19 protein-coding genes and 1 pseudogene are annotated in these 22,629 nt (G+C 70.0%); 10 read left to right on the top strand and 10 right to left on the bottom strand.

Features of this window, described 5'->3' with window-relative positions:
• Positions 1-2: 2 nt before the first annotated feature.
• From folK to ftsH, 5 genes are all read right to left on the bottom strand, one after another.
• Positions 3-539: a 2-amino-4-hydroxy-6-hydroxymethyldihydropteridine diphosphokinase gene (folK, locus tag ABZ803_RS27950; protein WP_357043733.1), complete on the bottom strand. Its 537-nt coding sequence runs from the start codon at positions 537-539 to the stop codon at positions 3-5.
• A 58-nt stretch (positions 540-597) separates the two neighbouring features.
• Positions 598-1,035, bottom strand: a complete 438-nt coding sequence (folB, locus tag ABZ803_RS27945) for a dihydroneopterin aldolase (RefSeq protein WP_357043731.1) — start codon at positions 1,033-1,035, stop codon at positions 598-600.
• Positions 1,032-1,889 (bottom strand): dihydropteroate synthase, encoded by an 858-nt coding sequence (folP, locus tag ABZ803_RS27940; protein ID WP_357043801.1) that lies wholly within the window; start codon positions 1,887-1,889, stop codon positions 1,032-1,034. The genes folB and folP overlap by 4 nt, the downstream gene beginning before the upstream one ends.
• A gap of 143 nt (positions 1,890-2,032) precedes the next feature.
• Positions 2,033-2,644, bottom strand: coding sequence for a GTP cyclohydrolase I FolE (folE, locus tag ABZ803_RS27935; RefSeq protein WP_357043799.1), 612 nt, complete (start codon positions 2,642-2,644; stop codon positions 2,033-2,035).
• Positions 2,645-2,793: 149 nt separating this feature from the next.
• Complete coding sequence (gene ftsH / locus ABZ803_RS27930) at positions 2,794-5,184, bottom strand: ATP-dependent zinc metalloprotease FtsH (RefSeq protein ID WP_357043729.1); 2,391 nt, start codon at positions 5,182-5,184, stop codon at positions 2,794-2,796.
• A gap of 358 nt (positions 5,185-5,542) precedes the next feature.
• Here ftsH and ABZ803_RS27925 point away from each other — a divergent pair, with 358 nt between their 5' ends.
• The gene (locus tag ABZ803_RS27925; protein WP_357043727.1) at positions 5,543-6,487 is read left to right on the top strand and encodes a hypothetical protein; all 945 of its coding nucleotides are present in this window, start codon (positions 5,543-5,545) and stop codon (positions 6,485-6,487) included.
• Here ABZ803_RS27925 and ABZ803_RS27920 read toward each other — a convergent pair.
• Positions 6,467-7,300: a DUF1266 domain-containing protein gene (locus ABZ803_RS27920; protein ID WP_357043725.1), complete on the bottom strand. Its 834-nt coding sequence runs from the start codon at positions 7,298-7,300 to the stop codon at positions 6,467-6,469. The genes ABZ803_RS27925 and ABZ803_RS27920 overlap by 21 nt on opposite strands.
• A 159-nt stretch (positions 7,301-7,459) precedes the next feature.
• On the opposite strand from ABZ803_RS27920, the gene ABZ803_RS27915 reads away from it, so the two are divergent.
• A complete protein-coding gene (locus ABZ803_RS27915; RefSeq protein ID WP_357043723.1) occupies positions 7,460-7,723 on the top strand; it encodes a DUF2277 domain-containing protein in 264 nt (87 codons plus the stop codon).
• A gap of 8 nt (positions 7,724-7,731) precedes the next feature.
• Here ABZ803_RS27915 and ABZ803_RS27910 read toward each other — a convergent pair whose 3' ends face one another.
• Positions 7,732-9,045, bottom strand: coding sequence for a helix-turn-helix domain-containing protein (locus tag ABZ803_RS27910; protein ID WP_357043721.1), 1,314 nt, complete (start codon positions 9,043-9,045; stop codon positions 7,732-7,734).
• 221 nt (positions 9,046-9,266) lie between these two features.
• Here ABZ803_RS27910 and ABZ803_RS27905 point away from each other — a divergent pair, with 221 nt between their 5' ends.
• From ABZ803_RS27905 to ABZ803_RS27890, 4 genes are all read left to right on the top strand, one after another.
• Positions 9,267-10,868 carry an aldehyde dehydrogenase family protein gene (locus ABZ803_RS27905; protein ID WP_357043719.1) on the top strand — a complete coding sequence of 534 codons (1,602 nt, stop codon included), beginning with the start codon at positions 9,267-9,269 and terminating at the stop codon, positions 10,866-10,868.
• On the top strand, positions 10,865-11,698 hold the full coding sequence (locus ABZ803_RS27900; protein ID WP_357043717.1) for an SDR family oxidoreductase: 834 nt from the start codon (positions 10,865-10,867) through the stop codon (positions 11,696-11,698). Before ABZ803_RS27905 ends, ABZ803_RS27900 begins: the two co-directional genes overlap by 4 nt.
• A gap of 184 nt (positions 11,699-11,882) precedes the next feature.
• The gene (locus ABZ803_RS27895) at positions 11,883-12,107 is read left to right on the top strand and encodes a hypothetical protein (protein WP_357043715.1); all 225 of its coding nucleotides are present in this window, start codon (positions 11,883-11,885) and stop codon (positions 12,105-12,107) included.
• 18 nt (positions 12,108-12,125) lie between these two features.
• The gene (locus tag ABZ803_RS27890; RefSeq protein ID WP_357043713.1) at positions 12,126-13,013 is read left to right on the top strand and encodes a LysR substrate-binding domain-containing protein; all 888 of its coding nucleotides are present in this window, start codon (positions 12,126-12,128) and stop codon (positions 13,011-13,013) included.
• Here ABZ803_RS27890 and ABZ803_RS27885 read toward each other — a convergent pair.
• Positions 13,003-14,496: an amidase family protein gene (locus tag ABZ803_RS27885; RefSeq protein ID WP_357043711.1), complete on the bottom strand. Its 1,494-nt coding sequence runs from the start codon at positions 14,494-14,496 to the stop codon at positions 13,003-13,005. The two genes, ABZ803_RS27890 and ABZ803_RS27885, sit on opposite strands and share 11 nt — an antisense overlap.
• A gap of 177 nt (positions 14,497-14,673) precedes the next feature.
• Between ABZ803_RS27885 and ABZ803_RS27880 the strand changes: the two genes are divergently transcribed.
• The 4 genes and pseudogenes from ABZ803_RS27880 to ABZ803_RS27865 all read left to right on the top strand — a co-directional run bounded on the left by ABZ803_RS27880 (position 14,674) and on the right by ABZ803_RS27865 (position 20,920).
• Positions 14,674-17,223 (top strand): serine/threonine-protein kinase, encoded by a 2,550-nt coding sequence (locus tag ABZ803_RS27880; RefSeq protein WP_357043709.1) that lies wholly within the window; start codon positions 14,674-14,676, stop codon positions 17,221-17,223.
• A 401-nt stretch (positions 17,224-17,624) separates the two neighbouring features.
• A pseudogene (locus ABZ803_RS27875) lies at positions 17,625-17,843 on the top strand (serine/threonine protein kinase); the annotation flags it as partial.
• A gap of 819 nt (positions 17,844-18,662) precedes the next feature.
• Positions 18,663-20,207, top strand: a complete 1,545-nt coding sequence (locus tag ABZ803_RS27870) for a protein kinase (RefSeq protein ID WP_357043797.1) — start codon at positions 18,663-18,665, stop codon at positions 20,205-20,207.
• Complete coding sequence (locus ABZ803_RS27865; RefSeq protein WP_357043707.1) at positions 20,204-20,920, top strand: cyclase family protein; 717 nt, start codon at positions 20,204-20,206, stop codon at positions 20,918-20,920. Before ABZ803_RS27870 ends, ABZ803_RS27865 begins: the two co-directional genes overlap by 4 nt.
• 3 nt (positions 20,921-20,923) lie before the next feature.
• Here the strand turns inward: ABZ803_RS27865 and hpt are convergent, their stop codons facing one another.
• Entirely contained in the window at positions 20,924-21,478 is a 555-nt protein-coding gene (gene hpt, locus ABZ803_RS27860) for a hypoxanthine phosphoribosyltransferase (protein ID WP_040864524.1), read from the bottom strand.
• Position 21,479: 1 nt separating this feature from the next.
• Positions 21,480-22,616, bottom strand: a complete 1,137-nt coding sequence (tilS, locus tag ABZ803_RS27855) for a tRNA lysidine(34) synthetase TilS (RefSeq protein WP_357043705.1) — start codon at positions 22,614-22,616, stop codon at positions 21,480-21,482.
• Between the last annotated feature and the right edge of the window lie 13 nt (positions 22,617-22,629).

Genomic DNA, 22,629 nt, shown 5'->3' with positions numbered 1-22,629 from the left:
TTTCACGACGCCTCGCCCGTCAGCGAGAACTCGGTGCGACGCACCCCGGCGCGTTCGGCCTGATCGAGCCGCGCGAGCAGATCCGCCACCGGATGCGGCACGCCGTCGACCTCCAGCACCGCGTCCGGCGCCACGTCCAGCCACGGCACCAGCACGAAAGCACGCCGATGCGCCTGCGGATGCGGCAGCAACAGATCCGGGTCGGCGCTGCGGCACGCGACGGGCTGCCCGCCGCGCAGTTCGGCGCACCACACCACATCCACGTCGAGTGTGCGTGCGCCCCAGCGCACCTCGCGAATTCGGCCCGCTGCCTGCTCCAGCTCCTGGCCGCGACGCAGCCAGTCCGCACAGCTGAAGGCCGGATCCTCCACCAGCACAGCGGCATTGAGGTAATCCGCCTGCGGGACACCACCCCAGGGCGCCGTGGAGTACACGGCAGAGGCGGCCAGCACGCGATGGCCGAGCCCGTCGAGGACGCTGCGCAGATGCGCGAGCCGGTCGCCCAGATTCGAACCGATGGACAGCACGGCACGGGTCATCGGCGTGCCTCCCCGGCAACCGGCACGATGAAAGTGGCCGTGCCGCAAGGTAGCTCGCTCATTCGGCGGGCTCCCCCCGGTGCCGGGAGGTGACCACCCGCACATCGGCGAAGGTGTGCGGGATCGGCGCGGACGGTTTGTGCAGCACCACCTCGACCGACCTGATCCGAGGATCGGTCATCACGTCGTCGGCGATCTCCGACACCACCGTTTCGATGAGATCGCGCGGCTCGCCCTCGACGATGCGCACCGCACGCCCGGCCAGCGCGCCGTAGTCCACGGTGGCGGCCAGATCGTCGGACGCGGCGGCCACCGCGAAATCCACCCACACCGTCAGATCGACCAGGAATTCCTGACCGTCGCGGCGCTCGTGCTCGAACACGCCGTGATGCCCGTAGGCGCGCAGGCCGCGCAATTCGATGCGGTCGGCGCCGCGCCGGATCACCGGATCACGCGGCGGTGCCTCGTGTTCGGCGTGGACGGGGGACCGGCTCATCGTCGAGCTCCTTGCGCACTGGGTCGGGCGGTGTCGTGCTGTGCGGCGCGCTGCCGTGCGGCATTCTGCCACGCGTCGGTGACCGTGATGGCGTCCAGCGATGCGCGCACGTCGTGCACCCGCACGCCCCACGCGCCGTGCAGCGCGGCCAGCGCCGAGATGGTCGCGGTGGCCGTCTCCCGGCCGTCCGGCGGGCGCGGACCCGCCTCGTCGGCGAGCAGCGAACCGAGAAAACGCTTGCGCGACGCGCCGATCAGGACCGGCAGCCCGTGCGCGACCAATTCGGGCAGCGCGCCGAGCAGCGCCCAGTTGTGCTCGGCGTTCTTCGCGAAGCCCAGACCGGGGTCGAGGATCAGCCGGGAGGGGTCGACGCCCGCGGCCACGGCCAGGTCCACCTGCGCGGTGAGTTCGGCGAGCACCTCCGCGACCACGTCGCCGTAATGGTCCGCCGGTCCGGTGTGCCGGTAGTCGGCGCCGGCCCGCCAGTGCATGAGAATCCACGGGACCCGCGCGGACGCGACCACCCGCACCATGTCGGCGTCGGCGCGGCCGCCGGAGACATCGTTCACCACCGACACCCCGGCCTCGAGCGCCGCGGCGGCCACGGCGGCGCGCATGGTGTCCACGCTGGTCGGTACGCCCGCCGCGACCAGGCCGCGGATGACCGGGGCCACCCGCGCGGCCTCGGTCGCCGCATCGATGCGGACCGCGCCCGGCCTGGTCGACTCGCCGCCGACGTCGATGATGTCCGCGCCCGCGGCGTGCAGCCGCACACCGTGGGCGATGGCCAATTCGGGATCGAGGTATCGGCCTCCGTCGGAGAACGAATCACTGGTGACGTTCACCACGCCCATCACGACGCAGGAGCGTCCGGCGCGGGCGAACCCGCGCACCGGCGCGGTCGATCCCGCTTCCGGCCGCGCCGCGGCGGTGTCCTGCCTGGTCGCACCAGTCGCCGCGCGCTGCGCGCCGCTCGGTTCGGACACCGCGGGACCACTCACTTCCGGAGGATCAGATCGAGCGCCTCGGCGCGCGAGGCGGCGTTCGACTGCAGCAGTCCGCGCACGGCGGAGGTGGTCGTACTCGCGCCCGGCTTGCGGATGCCGCGCATCGCCATGCACAGGTGCTCGGCCTCGATCACCACGATCGCACCGCGCGGGTCCAGCTTGCGCATCACCGCGTCGGCGATCTGGCTGGTCAACCGCTCCTGCACTTGCGGGCGCTTGGCGTACAGGTCGACCAGCCGGGCGAGTTTGGACAAGCCGGTCACCCGGCCGTGTGGGCCGGGGATGTAGCCGACGTGGGCGACGCCGTGGAAGGACACGAGGTGGTGCTCGCAGGTCGAGTACATCGGGATGTCCCTGACCAGCACGAGTTCCTGATGACCCTCGTCGAACGTGGTGTTGAGCACCGAATCCGGTTCCACGTAGAGCCCGGCGAAGGTCTCCCGGTACGCGCGCGCGACCCGGGCGGGCGTCTCGAGCAGGCCGGGCCGATCCGGGTCCTCGCCGACGGCGAGCAGCAATTCCCGTACCGCGGCTTCGGCCCGCGCCTGATCGAATGATCTGCCCGTTTCCAATGCGACGGGGCCGGGCTCCGTCACGCCGATGTCGACACCGTTGTGTTCAGCACTGTCCGGTTCGGCGAGGATGTAACCACCGCCATGCTCGTTCGCCGACAATCGAGGACACCTCCAAACTCCCGGGGCGCCGGCAATTTCTCGGCACCCCCACGATGGACGAGCCTAATCGTCACCGCTCAGTGACGACCGTTCGGTCCATCCCAATCGCCGTTGTCGCCCTCACCGTTCGGATTGGTTCGGCGCGGCTCGTCGTAGCCGCCGCGATCGCCGTACCCGTCCCGGTCGTAGCCACCTTCGGGCCCACCCTGCGGACCCCATTGCTGGTAGCCGTGCCGCGGCTGCTGTGGCTCGCCCCAGCCCGGCTGACCCGGCTGCGGCTCGTCCCGCGGCGGCCAGCCGGGAGCCGACCATCCCGCCGGAGCGCCGTAGTCCGGCCGCGAACCGTGCGTCCCCTGGCGCGGATACGCCGGAGCGGGCGCCTGGGGCAGCGGGTAACCACCCGACGCGGGCGGGCGGCCGTATTGCGGCGCAGCGCCGTAACCGCTCTCGTGCGGCGGGTATCCGTTGGCGGGCTGCGGCTCGCGCTGCGCGGACGCGGCCACCGGCTCCGCGACCGGCTCCGGCGGCCAGGACTCGCCGCGCTCGGCGGCCAGCTCGCCCGGGGTCTTCACCGGCGGCTTGTCCGAAGGGACGCGGTCGCCGAAGTCGTTGAACGCGGTGATGCGCGGGCGCTTCTGCACCGAGGTGAGGATCTGCTCGAGATCCTTGCGGTGCAGGGTCTCCCGTTCCAGCAGCGCGGTGGCCAAGTCGTCGAGCACGTCGCGGTACTCGTTCAGGATCGCCCACGCCTCGGTGTGCGCGGCCTCGATCAGGTTGCGCACCTCCTCGTCGATCGCGCCCGCCACCTCGTGCGAGTAGTCCGAACCCATGCCCATCGAGCGGCCGAGGAACGGATCGCCCTGCTCTTGGCCGTAACGGACGGCGCCGAGCCGGGCGCTCATGCCGTACTCGGTGACCATCGCACGGGCGATCTTGGTGGCCTGGTCGATATCGGAGGACGCGCCGGTGGTCGGCTCGTGGAACACCAGTTCCTCGGCCGCGCGGCCGCCCATCGCCATCACCAGACGGGCGATCATCTCCGAGCGGGTCATCAGGCCCTTGTCGTCCTCGGGCACCGTCATGGCGTGGCCGCCGGTGCGGCCGCGGGCCAGGATGGTGACCTTGTAGACCGGCTCGATGTCCGGCATCGCCCAGGCGGCCAGGGTGTGGCCGCCCTCGTGGTAGGCGGTGATCTTCTTCTCGTGCTCGCTGATGATCCGGCTCTTGCGCCGCGGACCGCCGATCACGCGATCGACCGACTCCTCCAGCGATTCGCCGGTGATCATCGCACCGTTCTCGCGGGCGGTGAGCAGGGCGGCCTCGTTGATCACGTTGGCCAGGTCGGCGCCGGACATGCCGACGGTGCGCTTGGCCAGGCCGTCCAGGTCGGCGTCCGGGGAGATCGGCTTGCCCTGCGAGTGCACCCGCAGGATCGCGCGGCGACCGGCGAGGTCGGGGTTGCCCACCGGGATCTGCCGGTCGAACCGGCCGGGACGCAGCAGCGCCGGGTCGAGGATGTCGGGCCGGTTGGTCGCGGCGATCAGGATGATGCCGGTGCGGTCGCCGAAGCCGTCCATCTCGACCAGCAGCTGGTTGAGGGTCTGCTCGCGTTCGTCGTGACCGCCGCCGAGGCCGGCGCCGCGCTGGCGGCCGACCGCGTCGATCTCGTCGACGAAGATGATGCAGGGGCTGTTCTGCTTGGCCTGCTCGAACAGGTCGCGCACCCGGGAGGCGCCGACGCCGACGAACATCTCCACGAAGTCCGAACCGGAAATGGTGAAGAACGGCACACCGGCCTCGCCCGCGACGGCGCGCGCCAGCAGGGTCTTACCGGTGCCGGGCGGGCCGTAGAGCAGGACGCCCTTGGGGATCTTGGCGCCGAGGGCCTGGTAGCGGACGGGATTCTGCAGGAAGTCCTTGATCTCGTAGAGTTCCTCGACCGCCTCGTCGGCTCCGGCCACGTCGGCGAACGTGGTCTTGGGCATGTCCTTGGACAGCTGTTTGGCCTTCGACTTGCCGAAGCCCATCATGCCGCCGCGCCCGCCGCCCTGCATGCGGGCCATCACGAAGATGAACAGGCCGAGCAGGATGACCATCGGCAGCACGAACAGCAGGATCTGGGTGAACCAGCTCTCCTGCTTGACCACCGTGTTGTACGGGGCGCCGGAGTTCTTCACGGCAGAGAAGACCTGGGCGGAGGTCTCGCTGCCGCCCGGATACTTCGCGATGATCTTGTTCTGCCCGCCGGTGGCGTCGTTGCCGTCCTTCAACTCGATGCGCAGCTGCTGCTCGCGATCATCGATCTGAATGTTCTGGACGTTGCTCTTGTTCTCGAGCTGGCTGAGGGCAACCGAGGTATCGACGCTCTTCCAGCCCCGCGTGTCGTTGCCGAAATAGCTGAACGCATAGATCACGAGCAGAATGCCCGAGACTATGGCCAGGGTGCGAAACACTGTCTTGCGGTTCATAGAGCGTCGGCCGGGGCGGCCAGTCCTTTCCGGTGTCTCCGGTTCTTGCCTAGCGATGCATCTGGCGCGTCCGGTTCCGCGGGGTTCGGATGCGGACAAGCCACGTTACCGCGTACGGTCTACTCGATACATCGCACAGTTCGGCTGCAGGTGCAGTTAACGAGGTAAACGGCCGGGGAACGACGGTGGTTCCCGATGTCTCCGGTCCGGCTTCCTCCAAGTGGCAACAATCATGGCATGTTCGGCCTATCGTGAGCGACGACACAACATCGCGGCGCGAGCGACGGGCACGTAGGCGGTAGCTCGCAAACCACGAAGGCCCCGGGAGCGCCGCAGACCAGATACGAGCGCAGGGGGTATGGACATAGTCGAGTTACGGACACCCACAGCGATACTGCGTCACGGCGGTGGCAGGCTGATCGTCCTGCGGCCCGGGTCCGACGGCGAGCGCGTGCTCGATGTCCCGGTCTCCGACCTGCTGAAGGTCCGGCTGAACCGGCGCGCGGACGACGCGGTCGTCATCGAGATCTATCTGCGCTACCCGACGCCCGTGCTCACCGGCGTGCCCGCGGACCGCACCCCGCTGCCGGTCCTGATCGCCGAACACGACGTTCCGGCGGCCACCGAGATCGTCGACCGGCTCAATACGCAGATCATGGCCACCCAGCGCATCGACGTCGCGGCGCCGGATCTGTGCCCACCCGCGCCCACCTGGAGCCGCGGCGGTCCCATTCGCGCCGACGTGGAGCGGGCCACTCGCAGGATGTCTCCCCGCCGCGACGCGAAGCAGGCGATAGCGGCTCTGCATCGTTACGTGACGCCGGACGAGTACGTCCTGGAGACCGCGATCGCGGTCGCGCACCCGCCTGCGGGCAGCGGTCCCGGCCTGCTCGCCGCGACCACGGCGCGGCTGCTGTTCATCGCCATCGGCGACGGCCGTTACGCGCACGAACTCCCGATTCCGGTGGTCGTGTGGGCACGGGTCACCGACACCCCGGCCGCGGGCCGCGGCGAGATCGGCCCCGGACGCGGCGCGACCGGCATCGAGGTGCACGACGGCAGCCGGACGCTGCATTTCTCGGGCGCCGACCGCGCCGACACCGATCGGGTCACCTGCGCGGTGAACTTCGCGGTGCGCCGGGAGTCCGCCGACGGCGCCGCGGGCTCCGCCGATCCCGGTGTGGCCCAGTTGTACTCGGAGTGGGAACTGCTGGTCGAGCGGCACTCCCTCGGCATGGTCGACGACGCCCAGTTCCAGCGCTACGGCCGCGGGATCCTGCGCTCACTCCCCGACGGGAACTGAGTTCAGCGCGATCCGCCGCCACGGGCTGGTCGGGCGCAGCCACAGACGCAGCAACTCCTTGCGGCGGTCGACGCCGCCGTTCTTCAGCTCCGCCAGGTCCTCACAGGCCTGCCAATAGGTCCAGCCGGTGAGATAGGCGTCGCCGAACTGGCGCCAGTTGCGGTACTTGCTCTGCGCCAGCGGCAGTGCGCGGGCCAGATAACCCCAGGCCACGTCGGCATCGAGGTACCCGGCCGTGTAGGCCATCCTGGCCACCGCGACGACCCGGGCCAGATCCCAGGCGTGGATGTCGCTGGGCAGCGGCCGCGCCAGATGGTCGGTGAATCCGATCTTGATCGCCTGCGACCAGATGTCGTAGTCGCGGACCAGCGCCTCCGGATTGTCCATCCCCCGAAACGCGCCGACCTGCCGCAGGAACGCCCGGTGCCGGTCGGCGCGCTCACCGAACCGATCGCGCTCGCTGGCGTTGATCGAGGCCGTCACCAGGGGGTGCACCAGCGCGTAGAGCGGGGCGTGCATGCCGTCGAGCAACTGCTCCATCGACGCCTGCGCCTCGGTGCCGTCGGTGATGCCCCACGCACCGGTGAGCGTATCGATGGCCAGTTCGCGCCGATCGCCGAGCGGATGCGCCCGTTCCGGGCCGAGCAGCAGCGCGTCGTGGAACGCGTCCCAGCGCGCCGAGTAGAAGGCGCCGAGGGCCAACGCCCGCAATTCGTCGTCGGATACCGCGGCGCCGGACCAATGGTCTTCCTCACGCTCGTCCAGCTCCGCGTACGGAAAGGTCGTCAAGGTGGGTACACCGCGCGAAGACATGCCCCGATTGTTCCCCATCCCGCGCGGCCGACGCGCGGTATTCGCGGATGGCGCCGATGTCGGTGGCGCGGACCCTGGGGCCTCCAGCGGTCGAGGCTATTTCGGCCTCGGTGACTTCTTGTCCTGACGCATGTCGTGATCTGGGGCTAGTGTGCTCGCATGTGTAGAAACATCACCGTCCTGCGTGGTCTGGAACCTGCCGCAACCGAGCAGGAAATCTATGCCGCCGCACTGCAGTACGTGCGCAAGGTCGGTGGCGTGTCCGGCCTGAGCTCGACCACCAAAGCGGCCGTCGACAAGGCCGTCGCGGCCATCGCAGAGGCGACCACCACCTTGCTCGCCGAGTTACCCGACCGGAGGGTGGCGCCGACCACCGAGCCACCGCTGCGCCGCATCGCCGCCCGCGAAGCCGTGGGCGACTAGCCGGCGGTTCAGGGCAGGGCGTCCGTGCCGTAGACGGCGACGCACACCAGCGCGATCTCCAGCGGCAGGCCACGCTCCTCGATCGGATATCCCAGTAGTTGTTCGATCCGCTGCACGCGGTAGCGGACCGTGTTCTTGTGCACACCGAGTACTTTCGCGGTGGCCTCCGGGCTGCGTTGGCTGCGCAGATAGGCGTGCAGCGTCTCGCGCAGCCGCGCGGCGTGCGCGTCACGCCCGGCCAGCGCGCCGAGTTCCCGCTCGACCAGCCCGCGCATGGCCGCTTCGTCCGCGCCGGCGAGATAGGCGATCTCCACCGTTCGATAGCCCGTGACCCGAGGGCCGCCCGCAGGGGCGCGCTCGGCGACCTGCCGCGCGGCGACCGCCTCACGATGACTGCGGCGGAAGCCCGCGATCCCCCCGGCGGGCACGCCGAACGCCACCCGCACCGGCGCCTCGACCTGCACCGCGGCCAGCCGCTCCACTTCGCCCGGCGCCGCGAGTTCGGCACCGTGTTCTCCGTCGTCCGTACCCGCCCACGCCCACATCGCGCTGGCGCCGGACGCGACGGTGAGCACCCGCGCGCTGCCCAGTGCCGCGGCAAGCCGCGCCGCGACCCGATCCAGCAGCCCGGTCGCCTCCGCGTCCGCACCGGTGGCCTCGCCGGTCGGCTCGTCGGTCCACAACACGAAGGCCAGGTGCCGCTGCGACAGGCGGTATCCCAGCCGCACCGACGCCTGCTCTACGTCCACGTCGTCGCCGTCCAGCAGGGCGCGCACCGTCTCGGCGCGCCGGTTGAGCGCGGCGCGCAAGACCTGCTCGCGCTCCTCCATGTAGGTGTCGGTGAGCAACTCGACCGAGGTGCTGATCCACTTCGTGGCCCGCTCGAACAGCCTCAGCAGCACCACGCGCTCGAGTTCCGGCGTGGCCTGCCGCTGCTCGACGACCTCGGTCATGTAGTCCAGCACCGCCTCCATGCCCACGTGATAGACCCGCAGCAGCAGCCGCAGCTCGAAGCCGCGCCGGGCTACGCTGCGCGCGAACGCGTGCGCCTCCTCCGGCAGCGAGAACTCGAAGGCGTCGCTGGCCAGGCGGCTGAGCACGATCCTGGCGTGCGCCCGGGTGCTGGCCGCGAGGTCGCGGCGCATATCGCGATCGGCGAGTTCGGGGATGCGCGCGATGATCACGTCGTCGAGCCGGGTGACGATCCGCTCCAGCGCTTCCGCGCGTGTCGTCTCGTAGACGTATTCGGCCAGCCAGTCGCGCACTTCGTCGGGAGCGGGGCTCGGCCGGACCGCGCCGCCCCGCGGCGGACCACTGGTCATCGCGCTCTCCTCGGGCTCGGCGGATACTTCGGGCTCGGCGGATACTCCGGACTCGACGAATAATTCGCCATTCTTTGTACCAAGAAAACAAATTTGCCTGGTTTCCTTGACAATACGGGCCAAGAAACTTGGTTCGGATTGTGTCACGATCATAGTTCAGTGGCCTGCCTCACAGCAGTCAGCAGACCGCGGTTCAACACAACGTCAGTGGGAGAACAGCAGTGACCAACACCGAACCAGCGCCCGCGACCGAGGCGCAGGCACGCGAAACGACCGCGAAGAAGGACGGTCCCGCCGTCATCGAGGTGCGCAATCCCGGCACGGGCGAGGTCGTCGACACGGTGCCGGACGAGACCGCGGACGCGGTCGCGGCCAAGGTCCGCGAACTGCGGCTGTATCAGCCCGAATGGGAGGCGATCGGCCCGGAAGGACGCAAGGTCTGGCTGCTGAAGTTCCAGGACTGGTTGATCGACAACACCGACCGGCTGGCCACCGTATTGCAGTCGGAAACCGCGAAGCCCCGGGTGGACGCCCTGATCGACCCCGGTTTCGCGACCGATCTGATCGGCTACTACGCCCGTCGCGCGGCGAAGTTCCTGGCCGACGATCACCCCGCGCCGCACAGCCCGCTGGCCCGCGTCAAGCGGCTGACCACGGTCTACCGGCCCTATCCGGTGGTCGGCGTCATCACACCGTGGAATTTCCCGTTGGCCATGCCGGTGATGGACGTCTTCCCCGCGCTCGCCGCCGGGGCGGCCGTCATCCTCAAGCCCTCCGAGGTGACCCCGCTCTCGGCGCTCGAACTGGCCAGGGGCTGGGCCGAGATCGGCGCGCCGCCGGTCTTCGCGGTGGTCACCGGCGCGGGCGCGACCGGAGCGGCCGTGGTCGGCAACGCCGACTACATCCAGTTCACCGGCTCCACCGCGACCGGCCGCAAGATCGCCGCCGCCTGCGTGGAACGGATGGTGCCCTACAGCCTGGAGCTGGGCGGCAAGGACCCGGCCATCGTCTTGGCCGACGCCGACCTCGAGCGCGCCGCGCACGGCATCGCGTTCGGCGGCATGTTCAACTCCGGCCAGGTCTGCATCTCCGTGGAGCGGGTGTACGTCGAGGCGCCGGTGTACGACGAGTTCGTCGCCAAGCTCACCGCCAACGTCAAGGCGCTGCGCCAGGGCCTGGACGGACGCGACTCCAAATACGACGTGGGAGCGCTGGCCAACGAGAACCAGGTGGCGATCGTGCAACGCCACGTCGAGGAGGCCGTCGCGGCGGGCGCCAAGGTCCTCACCGGCGGCAAGCGGGCCGGATTCGGCACCGCCTTCGAGCCGACCGTGCTGGTGGACGTCGATCACTCCATGTCCTGCGTCACCGAGGAGACCTTCGGCCCGACGCTGCCGGTGATGAAGGTGGCCGACGAGTCCGAGGCGGTACGGCTGGCCAACGATTCCGTCTACGGCCTCTCGGCGTCGGTGTGGACCGGCGACAAGGAGCGGGGCGAGCGGATCGCCCGGCAACTCGACGCCGGTGCGGTCAACATCAACGACGTCTTCGCCAACCTGTTCAGCTATGCCCTGCCGATGGGCGGCTGGGGCCTGTCCGGTGTCGGCGCCCGGTGGGGCGGTGCGAACGGCGTGCGCAAGTACTGCCGTCAGCAGGCGATCACCACGCCGATCCTGCCGACCCAGCAGAAGGAACTGTTCTGGTACCCGTACTCGATGCCCAAGTTGCTGTTCGCGCTCGGCGCGATGCGCGCGGCGGGGGCGCGCGGCCTGCGCCGCCTCGACCTTCCGGCCCTGCTGAAGCTGAAGGGAAGCGACAAGTGACCGAAGCGAAGCAGATCCGCGGCAAGGTCGTCGTCATCACCGGTGGCGCGCGCGGCATCGGGCTCGCCACCGCGACCGCCCTGCAAGCGCTCGGCGCGCAGATCGCGATCGGCGACATCGACGAGACCACGGTCAAGGAGTCGGGCACGGCACGCGGCTTCGAGCTCTACGGCAGGCTCGACGTGACCGATCAGGATTCGTTCGACGGGTTCCTGGACGAGGTGGAGCGCACCCTCGGCCCGATCGACGTGCTGATCAACAACGCGGGCATCATGCCGACCGGCAAGCTTGTGGACGAGCCGGATCCGCTGACCAGGCGCATCCTGGACATCAACGTCTATGGCGTGATCCTGGGCTCCAAACTGGCGCTGCGCCGGATGCTGCCGCGCGGCAGCGGGCACATCATCAACATCGCCTCGCTGGCCGGTGAAACCCACATCCCGGGTCTGGCCACCTACAACGCCAGCAAGCACGCGGTGCTGGGATTCACCGACACGCTGCGGGAGGAGTACCGCGGCACCGGCGTGCGCTTCTCCTCGGTGTTGCCCACGCTGACCAACACCGAATTGGGCTCCGGCGTCACCGCGCCCAAGCTGATGCGCGCGGCCGAACCGGAGGAGATCGCCGACGCCGTGGCGAAACTGATCGTCGCACCCAAGTCGAAGGTCAGGGTGACCGCGGTGGCCGGGTTCATCTCCCAGTTCGTCGGGCTGCTGCCGGAAGCGGTCGGGGACGGCATCGGCCGGGCGCTCGGGTCCGGCCGCGCCTTCCTCGCGGACGTCGACGCGGACAAGCGCAAGGCCTACGAGGAGCGCGCCCGCGGGGTGTGAACCACAGCGCTGAGCCGAGGCGCCGCGGCCGGGATTCGTCTCGGTCGCGGCGCCTCGCTTTGTACCGCGAGCACACTTCGAGCGCCGTTCACCCCAGTTATGTGAGGAAAATCACGCGAGGTCTCGATTACATCGACCATCCGGTCAGCGGCAAATTCCCAGCCGGTGATCGACACCCCCAGGGATGGCCACAATCCGCCATGGCCCCTCCAGGGAAACCTCATTCATGCTGGTCAACTGCCCAACTATGACGGCAGGAGGGCAACAGCTGCACGCATGCCGAGAATTCGCCAACCGGTTGATGCGCAACACCATCGCAGGCAATATGCTGTCCCTAACAAACCTGCCGACTGTTTCGGCACCCGTATCCGAACTTTTCGGCCTGATAAGCCTGGAAATTCCGGACTGATTCTGATAGCAAGGGGCTATGGACCCGCATTTGCGCGACCTGCGGTATTTCGTCGCCGTCGCTGAGGAACTGCACTTCACCAACGCCGCTCAGCGGCTGCACATCGCTCAACCCACCCTGTCGCGTCAGATCCGTCAGCTGGAACGTCAGCTCGACGTGGTCCTGTTCGACCGCAACCAGCGCAGCGTCGCACTGACCGTCGCGGGCAAGGAACTGCTCGAAGGCGCCCGCAAGATCCTGGAGCTGTGGGAGGTCACCAACGTCTCGCTCCAAGAGGCGGGCGAGGTGTTGCGCGTCGGCATTCAATCCGCGCTGGGTCGCGGTCTGCTCAGCGATCTGGAGAGCGCGAGCGGGCATCGCCTCGCACTGCACGCCGCTTCGTGGACCGATCCCTCCAGCGGGCTCGCCGGGCGCCAGGCCGACCTCGCTCTGGTCTGGCTACCGCTGCCGGACCAGAGCCGCTATCGCTGGCAGGTGCTGCGCACCGAACCACGGTGGGTCCTGCTGCCGGAGAACCACCCGCTGGCCGTCTCGGAGACCATCGAGTTCGCCGATCTGCTCGACGAACCGTTCGTCGCGCTGCCCACCGAAGCCGGTGCGGTGCGCGATTTCTGGCTCGGCAACGACGGACGCGCAGGTCGTCCGCCGAAGATCGGCGCCGAGGCCGCGACCGCCGAGGACAAGCTGGAGGCCGTGAGCCTCGGCCTCGGCGTGTGCCTGCTCGCCGAGAACAACGTGCCGATGTACCGCTGGCCGGGGCTGACCGCGCGTCCCGTGTCGGGGCTCGCACCGTGCGAGCTGGCCGTGGCGTGGCGGGCCGACGACAACCGGCCGACCATCCTCGAGTTCGCGGGCCGGGCCGTCGACGGCGGATTCGCCGCGCAGCAATCGCCGGTCAGCGTCTGAATCGGCCCGCCGTGGTCGCGGGCGCCGTGCGCTGCCAGGGATAGTTGGCCTCCAATTGCGCGGCCAGCCGTAGCAGGGTGGATTCGCTGCCCGGCGGCCCGGCGAGCTGGGCCGCCACCGGCGTACCCGACCGGGGATGCTCGCCCATGGGAACGGATGCGGCCGGCCAGCCGACCAGATTCCACAGCGGAGTGAAGGGGGCGAACCGCGCGCCCGCCAGCAGCGTGGCCGGCCGATTGCGGAAGTGCCAGGCCCGCACCGGGGGCGGCGGGGCGGCGAGCGTGGGAGTGATCACCACGTCGTAATGCTCGAAGAACTCCAGTAGTCGCGCCTCGACCCGGTCGATCTGGGCGGGCCGTGCGAGCCGTAAGCGATGCACCGTCCGGCCCAGAGCCAGTCGATGCCGGGCTCTCCGGGATAGCTGGTCGGGCTCGGGTAGCGCGGGAGCGTCGCGTGCACCGAGGGCCAGCCAGCGTAGGGATGCCGCGAACAGCGCGTTTCCGTACGGTAGCGCGGTCGGTTCGACGAGATGGCCCGCCGCCGCGGCCAACGAGGCCGCTCTGCGGGCCGCGGCCGTCCAGTGCCGGTCGACGCGCGTCAGCCGAGAAGGTGGATCCACGGCCAGTCCGATCCGTAGTCGGGCGGGTGGATCCACCTCGGCTAGGTCCGGCCGCGCCGCCAGCACCGACAGCGCCAGCGCGGCGTCGTCCACGCTCGTCGCGAGGACACCGCTTTCGACCAATCCGGACCAGGCGCCCGCACCGGGGACGGTGTACTGCCCGGGCTTGATCCCGAAGACGCCGCAGCACGCGGCGGCGACCCGCACCGCACCCAAGCCGTCGCAGCCGTGCGCCACCGGGACCAGCCCGGCCGCGACGGCGGCGCCCGCCGCGCTTCCCGCGTTGCGTGCGGGGTTCCACGGATTGCGGACGACCGGTTCCGTACCCGCGCTGGTCACCCATCGGCTCAGCTCGGGCGCCGTCACGAGGCCGACGACCACCGCGCCCGCGGCACGCAGCCTGGCCACCACCGGATGATCCGCGGCGGCCGCCGGGCCCCACGGCACCGGCTCGCCCGCGATCGGGACGCCGTGTTCGACCGCGACCGGGACACCGGCCAGCGGTAGGACATCGAGGTCGTCGCGCTCCATCAGACCGACCGACTCGGCCATCGCCTGTTCGGCCCGGACAACGCTGAACGCGGTGTGTTCGCGGTCCGCCGCCGAGATCCGCGTCCCGGCATCCGCGGCCACCTGGCCGGGGTGCAGCAGGCCGTCTCGCACGCACGCCGCGATCGTCGCGGCCGGACCGCGTTCGAGACCGGCCTCCGCTTCCCGAGCGCTCTGCGGCCGTACGCCCGCGGCGGCCCCGAGCGGTCGGATAAGGACCGGTTCGCTGGTCTTCGCATTCGGAATGGTTGTTCGCGGCGCGGCGCGTCCCGCCGATATCGAGCCGTCCGCCACGATTGCGGCCTCGTCAGACATGTGCTGGTCATCCCCCGTCGCGTCGTTGTCGAAATCGGGTGATCCACTGTCGTGCCGCAAGTTATCATTTCGAATACGGCACGGGGGATGATGGTGTGGGGTGTGGCGGAAATTTCCGGCCATCCGACAACGACCGATGCGGATTCCGCGGCGTCCGCCGAGCCACAAGGTCCGAGCATGAGTGCGAACTCTGGAAGAAGTTCCGATCCCGACACAGGTGTTTCCACCCATCCGAGGGGTGGCGAGCTGTCGCATGCCGAATCCGACGCGGTAGCGGCGTTCTCGGCGGCTTGGAAATCGACCCGGCGCCCACCGACGATCGCCGATTACCTGCCCGACGCCACCACGTTGCGTCGCGAGGCATTGCTCGAGCTGATCCGCGTCGACTTGCGCCACCGCTGGTTGCGTCGCCCGGTGACGGCCACGAGCACCGTGCCGGAACCGGCCACACGGTTGCGTTTGGCCGATTACTGCGCCGAATTCCCCGAACTCGCGTCCGGCGATATTCCGGCCGACCTGGTGTACGAGGAGTTCGTCATCCGCCGCCAGAGCGGCGAGCGAGTGGATCCGCGCGAATGCCTGCGCGAATATCCGCGGCAGGCCGAGCAACTGCGCGAGTTGTTGAACACCGACGACATCGATCAGAGCACCCGCCGCGCGACCGCCGAGGATTCTTCCCGGACCGTGTTGGCGCATACCGAATCGGTCCTCGCCGACACCGCATTGAACCGAACCGCCGAGTCTGTTCGTGATTCCGAGGTGACCAGAACGACCGCTGCCGATCTGACGGGTACGGCCACCGCCGCGCCCACGACGATCGGGACCGGGCCGGGCCGCTCCGACCCGCTCGACCGCATCGAGATCGGTCAGCGCATCGATGACTTCGATCTGCTGACCGGTCTGGGCAGCGGCGCGTTCGCCCGGGTCTTCCTGGCCCGGCAGCGCTCGCTGCAACGGCTGGTCGCGGTCAAGATCTCGTTGGACCACGGCACCGAGCCGCAGACGCTGGCCCAACTCGACCACGACTACATCGTGCGGGTCTTCGACCAGCGGCTGCTCGACGACGCCGAGGGCGCAGCACGCAGGCTGCGATTGCTCTACATGCAATTCCTTCCGGGTGGCACGCTGCTGGGCGTGTTGCGCTGGGTGCGCGCCACCCCGCCCGCCGAGCGCAGCGGCCGGCTGCTGCTGGACGCCGTGGACGCGGCCATGGAGGAGAAGGGCGAGATCCGGCCGACCGACTCCAGTGTGCGCGCCGAGATCGCGAAGCTGAGCTGGCCGGAGACGGTGGCCTGGCTGGGTCGCAGGCTCGCCGAGGCACTCGACTACGCCTCCACGCACGGCGTGCTGCACCGCGACGTGAAACCGGCCAACGTCCTGCTCACCGCCGAGGGCGTGCCGAAACTGGCCGACTTCAACATCAGCTTCAGCCGCAACGTGGAGGGCACCAGCCCGGTGGCCTACTTCGGCGGCTCACTGGCCTACATGTCGCCGGAACAGCTGGAGGCTTGCCACCCCAGCTTCGGCCGCAGCGCCGCCGACCTGGACACCCGAGCCGACATCTACTCGCTGGGTGTGGTGCTCTGGGAGTTGCTCACCGGCGCGAAGCCGTTCGACGACCGTACGGCGGGCGCGGGCAACCAAGGCGACGACACCACGCTGGAGGCCATGCTGGAGCGGCGCAGCGCCGGCGTGAACGATGCCGCGCTGGAGCGAATCCCCGCCGACTGTCCCGCCGCCCTGTGCCGCGTACTGCGGACCTGTCTCGCCCCGGACCGGGCCGACCGCTGGTCCAGTGGCACCATCCTGGCCAGGCAGCTCGAGATGTGCCAGGACGCGCGCGCCCGCGAACTGGTCGACCCGGCGCCGAACAGCTGGCGGCGCCGGCTGCGCCCGCACATCGTCCCGGTGGCGCTGGCGGCTATGGCGCTGCCCAACGTGCTCGCCTCGCTGTACAACATCCAGCACAATCAACACCTGATCATCAGCCGGATGACCGAGGAAGCCCAGCAGACCTTCCTCATCATCACCGGCCTGGTGAACGCCATCTTCTTCCCCACCGGCATCGCACTCGTGCTGTACATGGCGAGATACGTCCTGACGGTGCCGCGCGGCCTGCGCAAGGGGCGACGATACGACCCCGGGACCCTGCGGCGTGCCAGACGCGACGCGCTGCTCATGGGCGACCGAGCCGTGGCCGTGGCCTTTTCGCTGTGGGTGCTGGCCGGGCCGGTCTTCCTGGTCGCGCTACAGGTGTCGACCGGAGAGATATCGGCACGCTATGTGGTGCACTTCTTGTCGTCGCTGGTGGTGTGCGGTGCGATGGCCGTCGCGTATCCCTTCTTCCTGCTGACCTTCTACATGGTGCGGTGCGTCTACCCGCTGTTCCTCCGGCACGGGGACATCAGCCCGGAGGACGCGGTGTGGCTGCGCGGCCTGGACCGGCGCTGCAACGGCTACCTCGCGGTGGCCGCCTCGGTGCCGCTGCTCGCGGTCGCCGGGGTGACCTTCCTGCCCCCGTCCGACATCCCGTCGGTCATCTTCGCGGTCCGGCTGCTGTGCGTGGGCGGCATAATCGCGTTCGTGGGGACCTATCTGATCTTCCGTGCGCTGGAGGCGGATCTGCGGGCGCTGGAGCGGGTGGTCGATCCCGAATCCGCCGTAACGGGGTCCTCGGAGGGCAGGTCCGCCCGAGCGAACGAGACCGCCGCGGAGACCGCCGCGTGAGCTTGCCCCGCACCCATGCCGTCGCACGGTTCTCCGCCGACTGGCAACGCAGCGTCCACGGCGATCGGTTGCCACCGCAGATCCGCGACTACGTACCCGACGGCACGCAGGTTCGCTTGGCGGTGCTCGTCGACCTGATCCGGGTGGATCTGCGGCGGCGCTGGGAACTCGCGGGGCTCGGCAAACGGATCGCGGAGTATCGCGAGGAATTCCCCGAGATGGCGGACAGTCCGGAACTTGTCAATCTGCTGTGCGAAGAATTCCTGGCGCGCCGTGAACTCGGATCGCTGCCGCTGGAAGACTTCCTCGCCGAATATCCGGAGTTCGCCGGCGCGATCCGCGAACGTCTCGCCGACTTCGCCGACGACGCGGGGCCGAACGCCGAATCGAACGAAGCCGTCGCCGCGCTGGCCGACTTGGCGCCCGGTCTGCGAATCGACGACTTCGACCTGATCACCGATCTGGGCGCCGGGCTGCTCGGCCGCGTCTTCCTGGCCAGGCAGCGTTCCATGCAGCGGCTGGTCGCCGTCCGGTTCTCGGCGGGCCGGGCGGCCGCTCCGCGCACCATGGCCCAACTCGACCACGCACACATCGTGCGCGTCTTCGACCAGCGGGTGCTCAGCGCGGACGCCGCACGCACCCTGACGGTCGCCGGTGCGCCCGCGAACGGCGGCCACGCCATCGCAGGCACAGCCGACGCGGATGCGACTCTCGCCGCGCCACGGCCCGCCCGCCCACTTCCGCTCGCCGATTCGGAGGCCACGGTCGCAGCCCCGTCGGGTCACCCCCGGGACGACGCGACGGTCGCGCAGCCCGGCGCCCGGCGAGCCGATGCAGCTCATATCCGGCAGTCCCCCACGGACGACGCGACAATCGCCCAGCCCAGCGCTCCGCATGCCCGCCGTTCCGATGCGGCGCTCACCCAACTGCCCACCACCGACGACGCCACAATCGCCCAACCACGCACCCGACCAGCCGACACGACACCCAGCCGACGACCCACCACCGACGACGCCACAATCGCCGAGCCCCACACCCAACCAGGCGACGCGACGCCCAGCCGACGATCCGGCACAGACGACGCGACAATCGGCGAGCCCCATACCCAACCATCCGACGCGACGCCCAGTCGGCGATCCGGCACGATCGCCGCGGCGGCCGATGCGTTCACCGCGCGAGAAGACAGTGACGACACCGCAGTCGCCGGTACCGGCCGCCCACGCCGCCACGGTGTGCCGATCTCCGAGCACGCTGCCGGGACGCCCCCCGGGTCCGGTGAGGGCACCGCGGTTCTCGCCGCGCCGGACGCGACGGTGGTCGACCGATCGATCGATCCCGACGCGACCGTCGCGGGCCCGCCTGCCCACACCGGCTCCGCGCCCGCCCGACCGACGTTCGTGCCGGACTCCCCCGCGACCGTCCCCCCGCGCCTGGTCTACATGCAGTACCTCCCGGGCGGCACGGCGGTCGGACTCCTCGAGCAACGTCGTCGCGGCTCGGTGACCGAGGGTGGCGCACTGCTGCTGCGCGCGCTGGACACCGCCATGGAGGCCAAGGGCGAGATCCGGCCGTCGGATTCCAGCGTTCGTGCCGAGATCGCCCGCTTGACCTGGCCGGAGACCGTGGCGTGGGTGGGCAGGCGGTTGGCCGATGCCCTGGACTACGCCGAGCACCACGGCGTGCTGCACCACGACATCAAACCGGCGAACGTGCTGTTCACCGCGGAGGGCATCCCGAAGCTGGCCGACTTCGCTCTCGGCGAGGCGGCCCGCGCTTCGGCGCCGCACGGTCCCGGCGCGACCAGCGCCCTGGCCTACCGCTCGCCGGAGCAGCTGGCTGCCTACCTCGATCCCGCCGCGCCCGCCCCCGGTAACGGCAGCGACGTGTACTCCCTCGGCGTGCTGCTGTGGGAGATGCTCACGGGCGCTGTTCCGTTCGACGATCCGCCGCTCACCGAGGACGGCCCCGCCACCGAGACGTACGCGGCGATGCTCGCGGTGCGCCGCCGCGGCGTGTCTGCGGAGGCGCTCGCGCGCCTGCCGGAAGACACCCCGGCCGCGCTGCGCCGCGTGCTGTTGGATTGCCTGCACGCCGAGCCGGAACGCCGCTGGCGCGGTGGCGCGGAACTCGCGGGCCAGCTCGACCTGTGCCTGGACGCCCGCGCTCGCGACCTGGTCGATCCCCCGTCCGACAGCCTCGCCCACCGAGCCCGCGCATGGCTGCTCCCGGTCGCGGCGCTGTGCGTCGGCGTGCCGAACGTGCTGGCCAGCTTCTACAACATCCGGCTGAACCAGAGCCTGATCATCGACCGGATGTCGGCCGCGGACCAGGAGAAGTTCGCGGCGGTGGGATTGATCAACAATCTCGTCGCGTTCCCGGTCGCCGCACTGCTGCTGCTGTTCATGACCCGGCGGCCGCTCACCATCGCGTACCGCCTCGGCCGCGGCTCCGGGTATTCCGCGCGCACGCTCGCGAAAGCGCGCCGCGACACATTGCTGATGGGCGACTGGGCGGTGTGGATACCCTTCGGCTTCTGGCTGGTCGCGGGCATCATCTGGCCGCTGGGACTGGCCTCCTCCGGCGTCGCGCTGCCGCGCGGCACCTTCTTGCATTTCTTCGCGGCGCAAGTGGTGTGCGCGGCGATCGCGCTGGCCTATCCGTTCTTTCCGATCATGGTCTACGCGGTGCGCTCGATCTATCCACAACTTCTGGTGCGCGGCGGTATCGGTCGCGACGACGAACGTCAGCTGCGCGCGCTGGCCAGGCGCGGCAGTCTCTATCTCGGTGTGGCGGCGTCGGTTCCGCTGCTGGGCGTGGCGAGCGCGACCTTCGTCGAGGCGACCGACCTGGAGCTGGTGATCGTTCCGGTGCGCGTGCTGAGCGTGGGTGGCATCCTGGCTTTCGTGCTGACCTATCGACTCTTCCGGCTCCTCGAAGCGGATCTGCTCGCGCTGGCCAGGGCGATCCCGCAGCGTCCGCGATGACCACACCGCGCCCGCTCGGGCGACTGGTGAGCCTTTCGCACGTCCACGATCCGGTCACCACCCCGCTGTACCCGGGCGATCCGGAATTCCGCGCCGACGTGGTGGCCACGATCGCGGACGACGGCTACCAGCTGCGCTATATCCAGCAGGGCGAACACACCGGAACCCATTGGGGCGCACCGGTTCATTTCCGTGCCGACGGGCTGGCCGCGCACGAACTGGAACTGGACGATCTGCTGTTGCCCGCGGTGCGGATCGATGTCCGGCAACGCTGCGCGAACGATCGCGACTACGCGATCACGGTCGACGACCTGACGCGGTGGGAGGCCGAACACGGCCGGATTCCGGACGGCGCGGCGATAATCGCCTGGACCGGCTGGGACGCCAAGTGGGGTACGCCGGAATTCGTCGGCACGGGTGAATCCGCCGGTCGGCAACCGGGTTTCGCGGCGGAGACGGTGGAATGGCTGCTGCGCGGCGGCAGGCTCGGCCGACGCGGCGCGCTCGGCATCGACACGTTCGGCCCCGACGTGGGCGCCGACGAGACGTACGCGGTGTCCAAGCTGCTCTACGGCGAGCACCGGATCAGCTTGGAATGCTTGGCGAACCTGGCCGCGCTGCCCGCGACCGGGGCGTGGGTGCTGGTCGGCGGACCGCTTTACCGCGGCGGTTCCGGTTCTCCGGCAACGATCTTCGGCATCCTGCCCGGCTGAGTCTCAGCCGCCGTAGACCTTCGGGTCCAAGGTGCCGATGTAGGGCAGGTCGCGGTAGCGCTCCGCGTAGTCGAGGCCGTAGCCGACGACGAACTCGTTCGGGATGTCGAAGCCGACGTGCGCGACCTCCACGGGCGTGCGTAGCGCGTCGGGCTTGCGTAGCAGGGTGACCACCTCGAGCGACGCCGGGTTGCGGGTGGACAGGTTGCGCTTGAGCCAGGACAGCGTGAGCCCGGAGTCGATGATGTCCTCGACGATCAGGACGTTGCGGCCCGCGATGTCCTTGTCCAGGTCCTTCATGATGCGCACCACGCCGGAGGACGAGGTCGACGACCCGTAGGACGAGACGGCCATGAACTCCATCTGGGTCGGGATCGGCAGGGCCTTGGCCAGGTCGGTCATGAAGAAGATGGCGCCCTTGAGCACACCCACCAGCAGTAGATCGCCCTCGGGAGCATCGGGCGGATACCGCTTGGCGATGAGTTCGGCCAGCTCCTGGGTCTTGGCGGCGATCTGTTCCTCGGTGATCAGCACCGACGCGATGTCGTCCCCGTACACGTCAGCCGGATTCCCTTCCGTGGTGGTGAGCCCGTTGGGCCGGTTGGGTCTGCTTCATCGGTCCGATGCCATCCTCGCCCAGCCGCAGTGTCAGCCTGCCATGTTCACGCCCGGCGACCAACCTGCAATCCGGCCGTCCTCCGCCCACCGCCACGCCGCCCTGCCCGCGCCAAGCCGTAACCAGTTCGTCGACTGCCTGTAAATGCTTGGTGGTCAGGGCTTTCGCTCCGTTGTCGAGCAGCCATGCCCGAATTGCCCGTTTACGGAGGGCCGCGGGCGCAGTGGCGAGGGTCTCGATCACCAGCGCCCGCCCATCACTCGCGGTGTGCCGCAGCTCGGCGGCGAGCGCGTCCAGGACGGCGCCGTCCTCCCGCAACTGCTCGGCCGTGCGTGCCAGCGCGGGGGCCACCCCGCCGCCGAGAATCCGCTCCAGCAGCGGCAACGCCTCGGTGCGCAGTCGCACCCTGGTGAACTCCGGCGCCGCGTTGTGCGGATCGTCGTGCGGCGTCACGCCCAGGTCGGCGCACATCTGCCGGGTGGCTTCCCGGCGCACGCTCAGCAATGGCCGCCCCCACGGCTCGGCGCAGGCGGCCATCCCTTGGATCGAGCGGCCACCCGAGCCTCGCGCGAGCCCGAGCAGCACCGTTTCGGCCTGGTCGTCGAGGGTGTGCCCGAGCAGCACCGGCAGGCCCGCGCGCGCCGAGTCCAGCGCGGCGTAGCGGGCCCTTCGGGCGGCGGCTTCCACACCGCCCTCGGTGCCGACCTCGACCGTGAGCACGCGGGCGGACCGGCAGCCCATGGCCAGGGCTCGGGCGGCCGCTGTGGCGGCGACGGTCCCGGAGCCGGGTTGTAAGCGATGATCGACCACCAGGGCGTCGACCGCGTTCGTCTCGACCACCGCCGCCGCGGTGAGTGCCAGCGAATCCGCGCCACCGGACAAAGCCACCGCGACTGCCTGTTCTTCGGTCTCGCGCGGCCCGTAAACGCTCAGCCAGTCGCGGACCGCCCGGCGGACGGCGAGCACGGCCGCGGTCTCGGGCAGCCGCCGGGGGGAGCCCGCAGCGGCCGCTCGCGCCGGACCGGATGCCCCGGTCTCCGACCCGAAGCGCCCGGGTGTCGTTCCTGGCGCACGCCCCATGGGCGCAGCCTAC

It is taken from the genome of Nocardia sp. NPDC047648 (assembly GCF_040642815.1).
GTDB lineage: Bacteria > Actinomycetota > Actinomycetes > Mycobacteriales > Mycobacteriaceae > Nocardia > Nocardia gamkensis.
This window is presented reverse-complemented; position numbering and strand designations above follow the sequence as displayed.

Excerpts from the sequence above, each read along its gene's own strand:
- folK (WP_357043733.1), bottom strand. The coding sequence starts at position 539 with ATGACCCGTGCCGTGCTGTCCATCGGTTCGAATCTGGGCGACCGGCTC.
- folB (WP_357043731.1), bottom strand. The coding sequence starts at position 1,035 with ATGAGCCGGTCCCCCGTCCACGCCGAACACGAGGCACCGCCGCGTGAT.
- folP (WP_357043801.1), bottom strand. The coding sequence starts at position 1,889 with ATGGGCGTGGTGAACGTCACCAGTGATTCGTTCTCCGACGGAGGCCGA.
- ftsH (WP_357043729.1), bottom strand. The coding sequence starts at position 5,184 with ATGAACCGCAAGACAGTGTTTCGCACCCTGGCCATAGTCTCGGGCATT.
- ABZ803_RS27925 (WP_357043727.1), top strand. The coding sequence starts at position 5,543 with ATGGACATAGTCGAGTTACGGACACCCACAGCGATACTGCGTCACGGC.
- ABZ803_RS27920 (WP_357043725.1), bottom strand. The coding sequence starts at position 7,300 with ATGTCTTCGCGCGGTGTACCCACCTTGACGACCTTTCCGTACGCGGAG.
- ABZ803_RS27915 (WP_357043723.1), top strand. The coding sequence starts at position 7,460 with ATGTGTAGAAACATCACCGTCCTGCGTGGTCTGGAACCTGCCGCAACC.
- ABZ803_RS27910 (WP_357043721.1), bottom strand. The coding sequence starts at position 9,045 with ATGACCAGTGGTCCGCCGCGGGGCGGCGCGGTCCGGCCGAGCCCCGCT.
- ABZ803_RS27895 (WP_357043715.1), top strand. The coding sequence starts at position 11,883 with ATGGCCACAATCCGCCATGGCCCCTCCAGGGAAACCTCATTCATGCTG.
- ABZ803_RS27890 (WP_357043713.1), top strand. The coding sequence starts at position 12,126 with ATGGACCCGCATTTGCGCGACCTGCGGTATTTCGTCGCCGTCGCTGAG.
- ABZ803_RS27885 (WP_357043711.1), bottom strand. The coding sequence starts at position 14,496 with ATGTCTGACGAGGCCGCAATCGTGGCGGACGGCTCGATATCGGCGGGA.
- ABZ803_RS27880 (WP_357043709.1), top strand. The coding sequence starts at position 14,674 with ATGAGTGCGAACTCTGGAAGAAGTTCCGATCCCGACACAGGTGTTTCC.
- ABZ803_RS27870 (WP_357043797.1), top strand. The coding sequence starts at position 18,663 with ATGCAGTACCTCCCGGGCGGCACGGCGGTCGGACTCCTCGAGCAACGT.
- ABZ803_RS27865 (WP_357043707.1), top strand. The coding sequence starts at position 20,204 with ATGACCACACCGCGCCCGCTCGGGCGACTGGTGAGCCTTTCGCACGTC.
- tilS (WP_357043705.1), bottom strand. The coding sequence starts at position 22,616 with ATGGGGCGTGCGCCAGGAACGACACCCGGGCGCTTCGGGTCGGAGACC.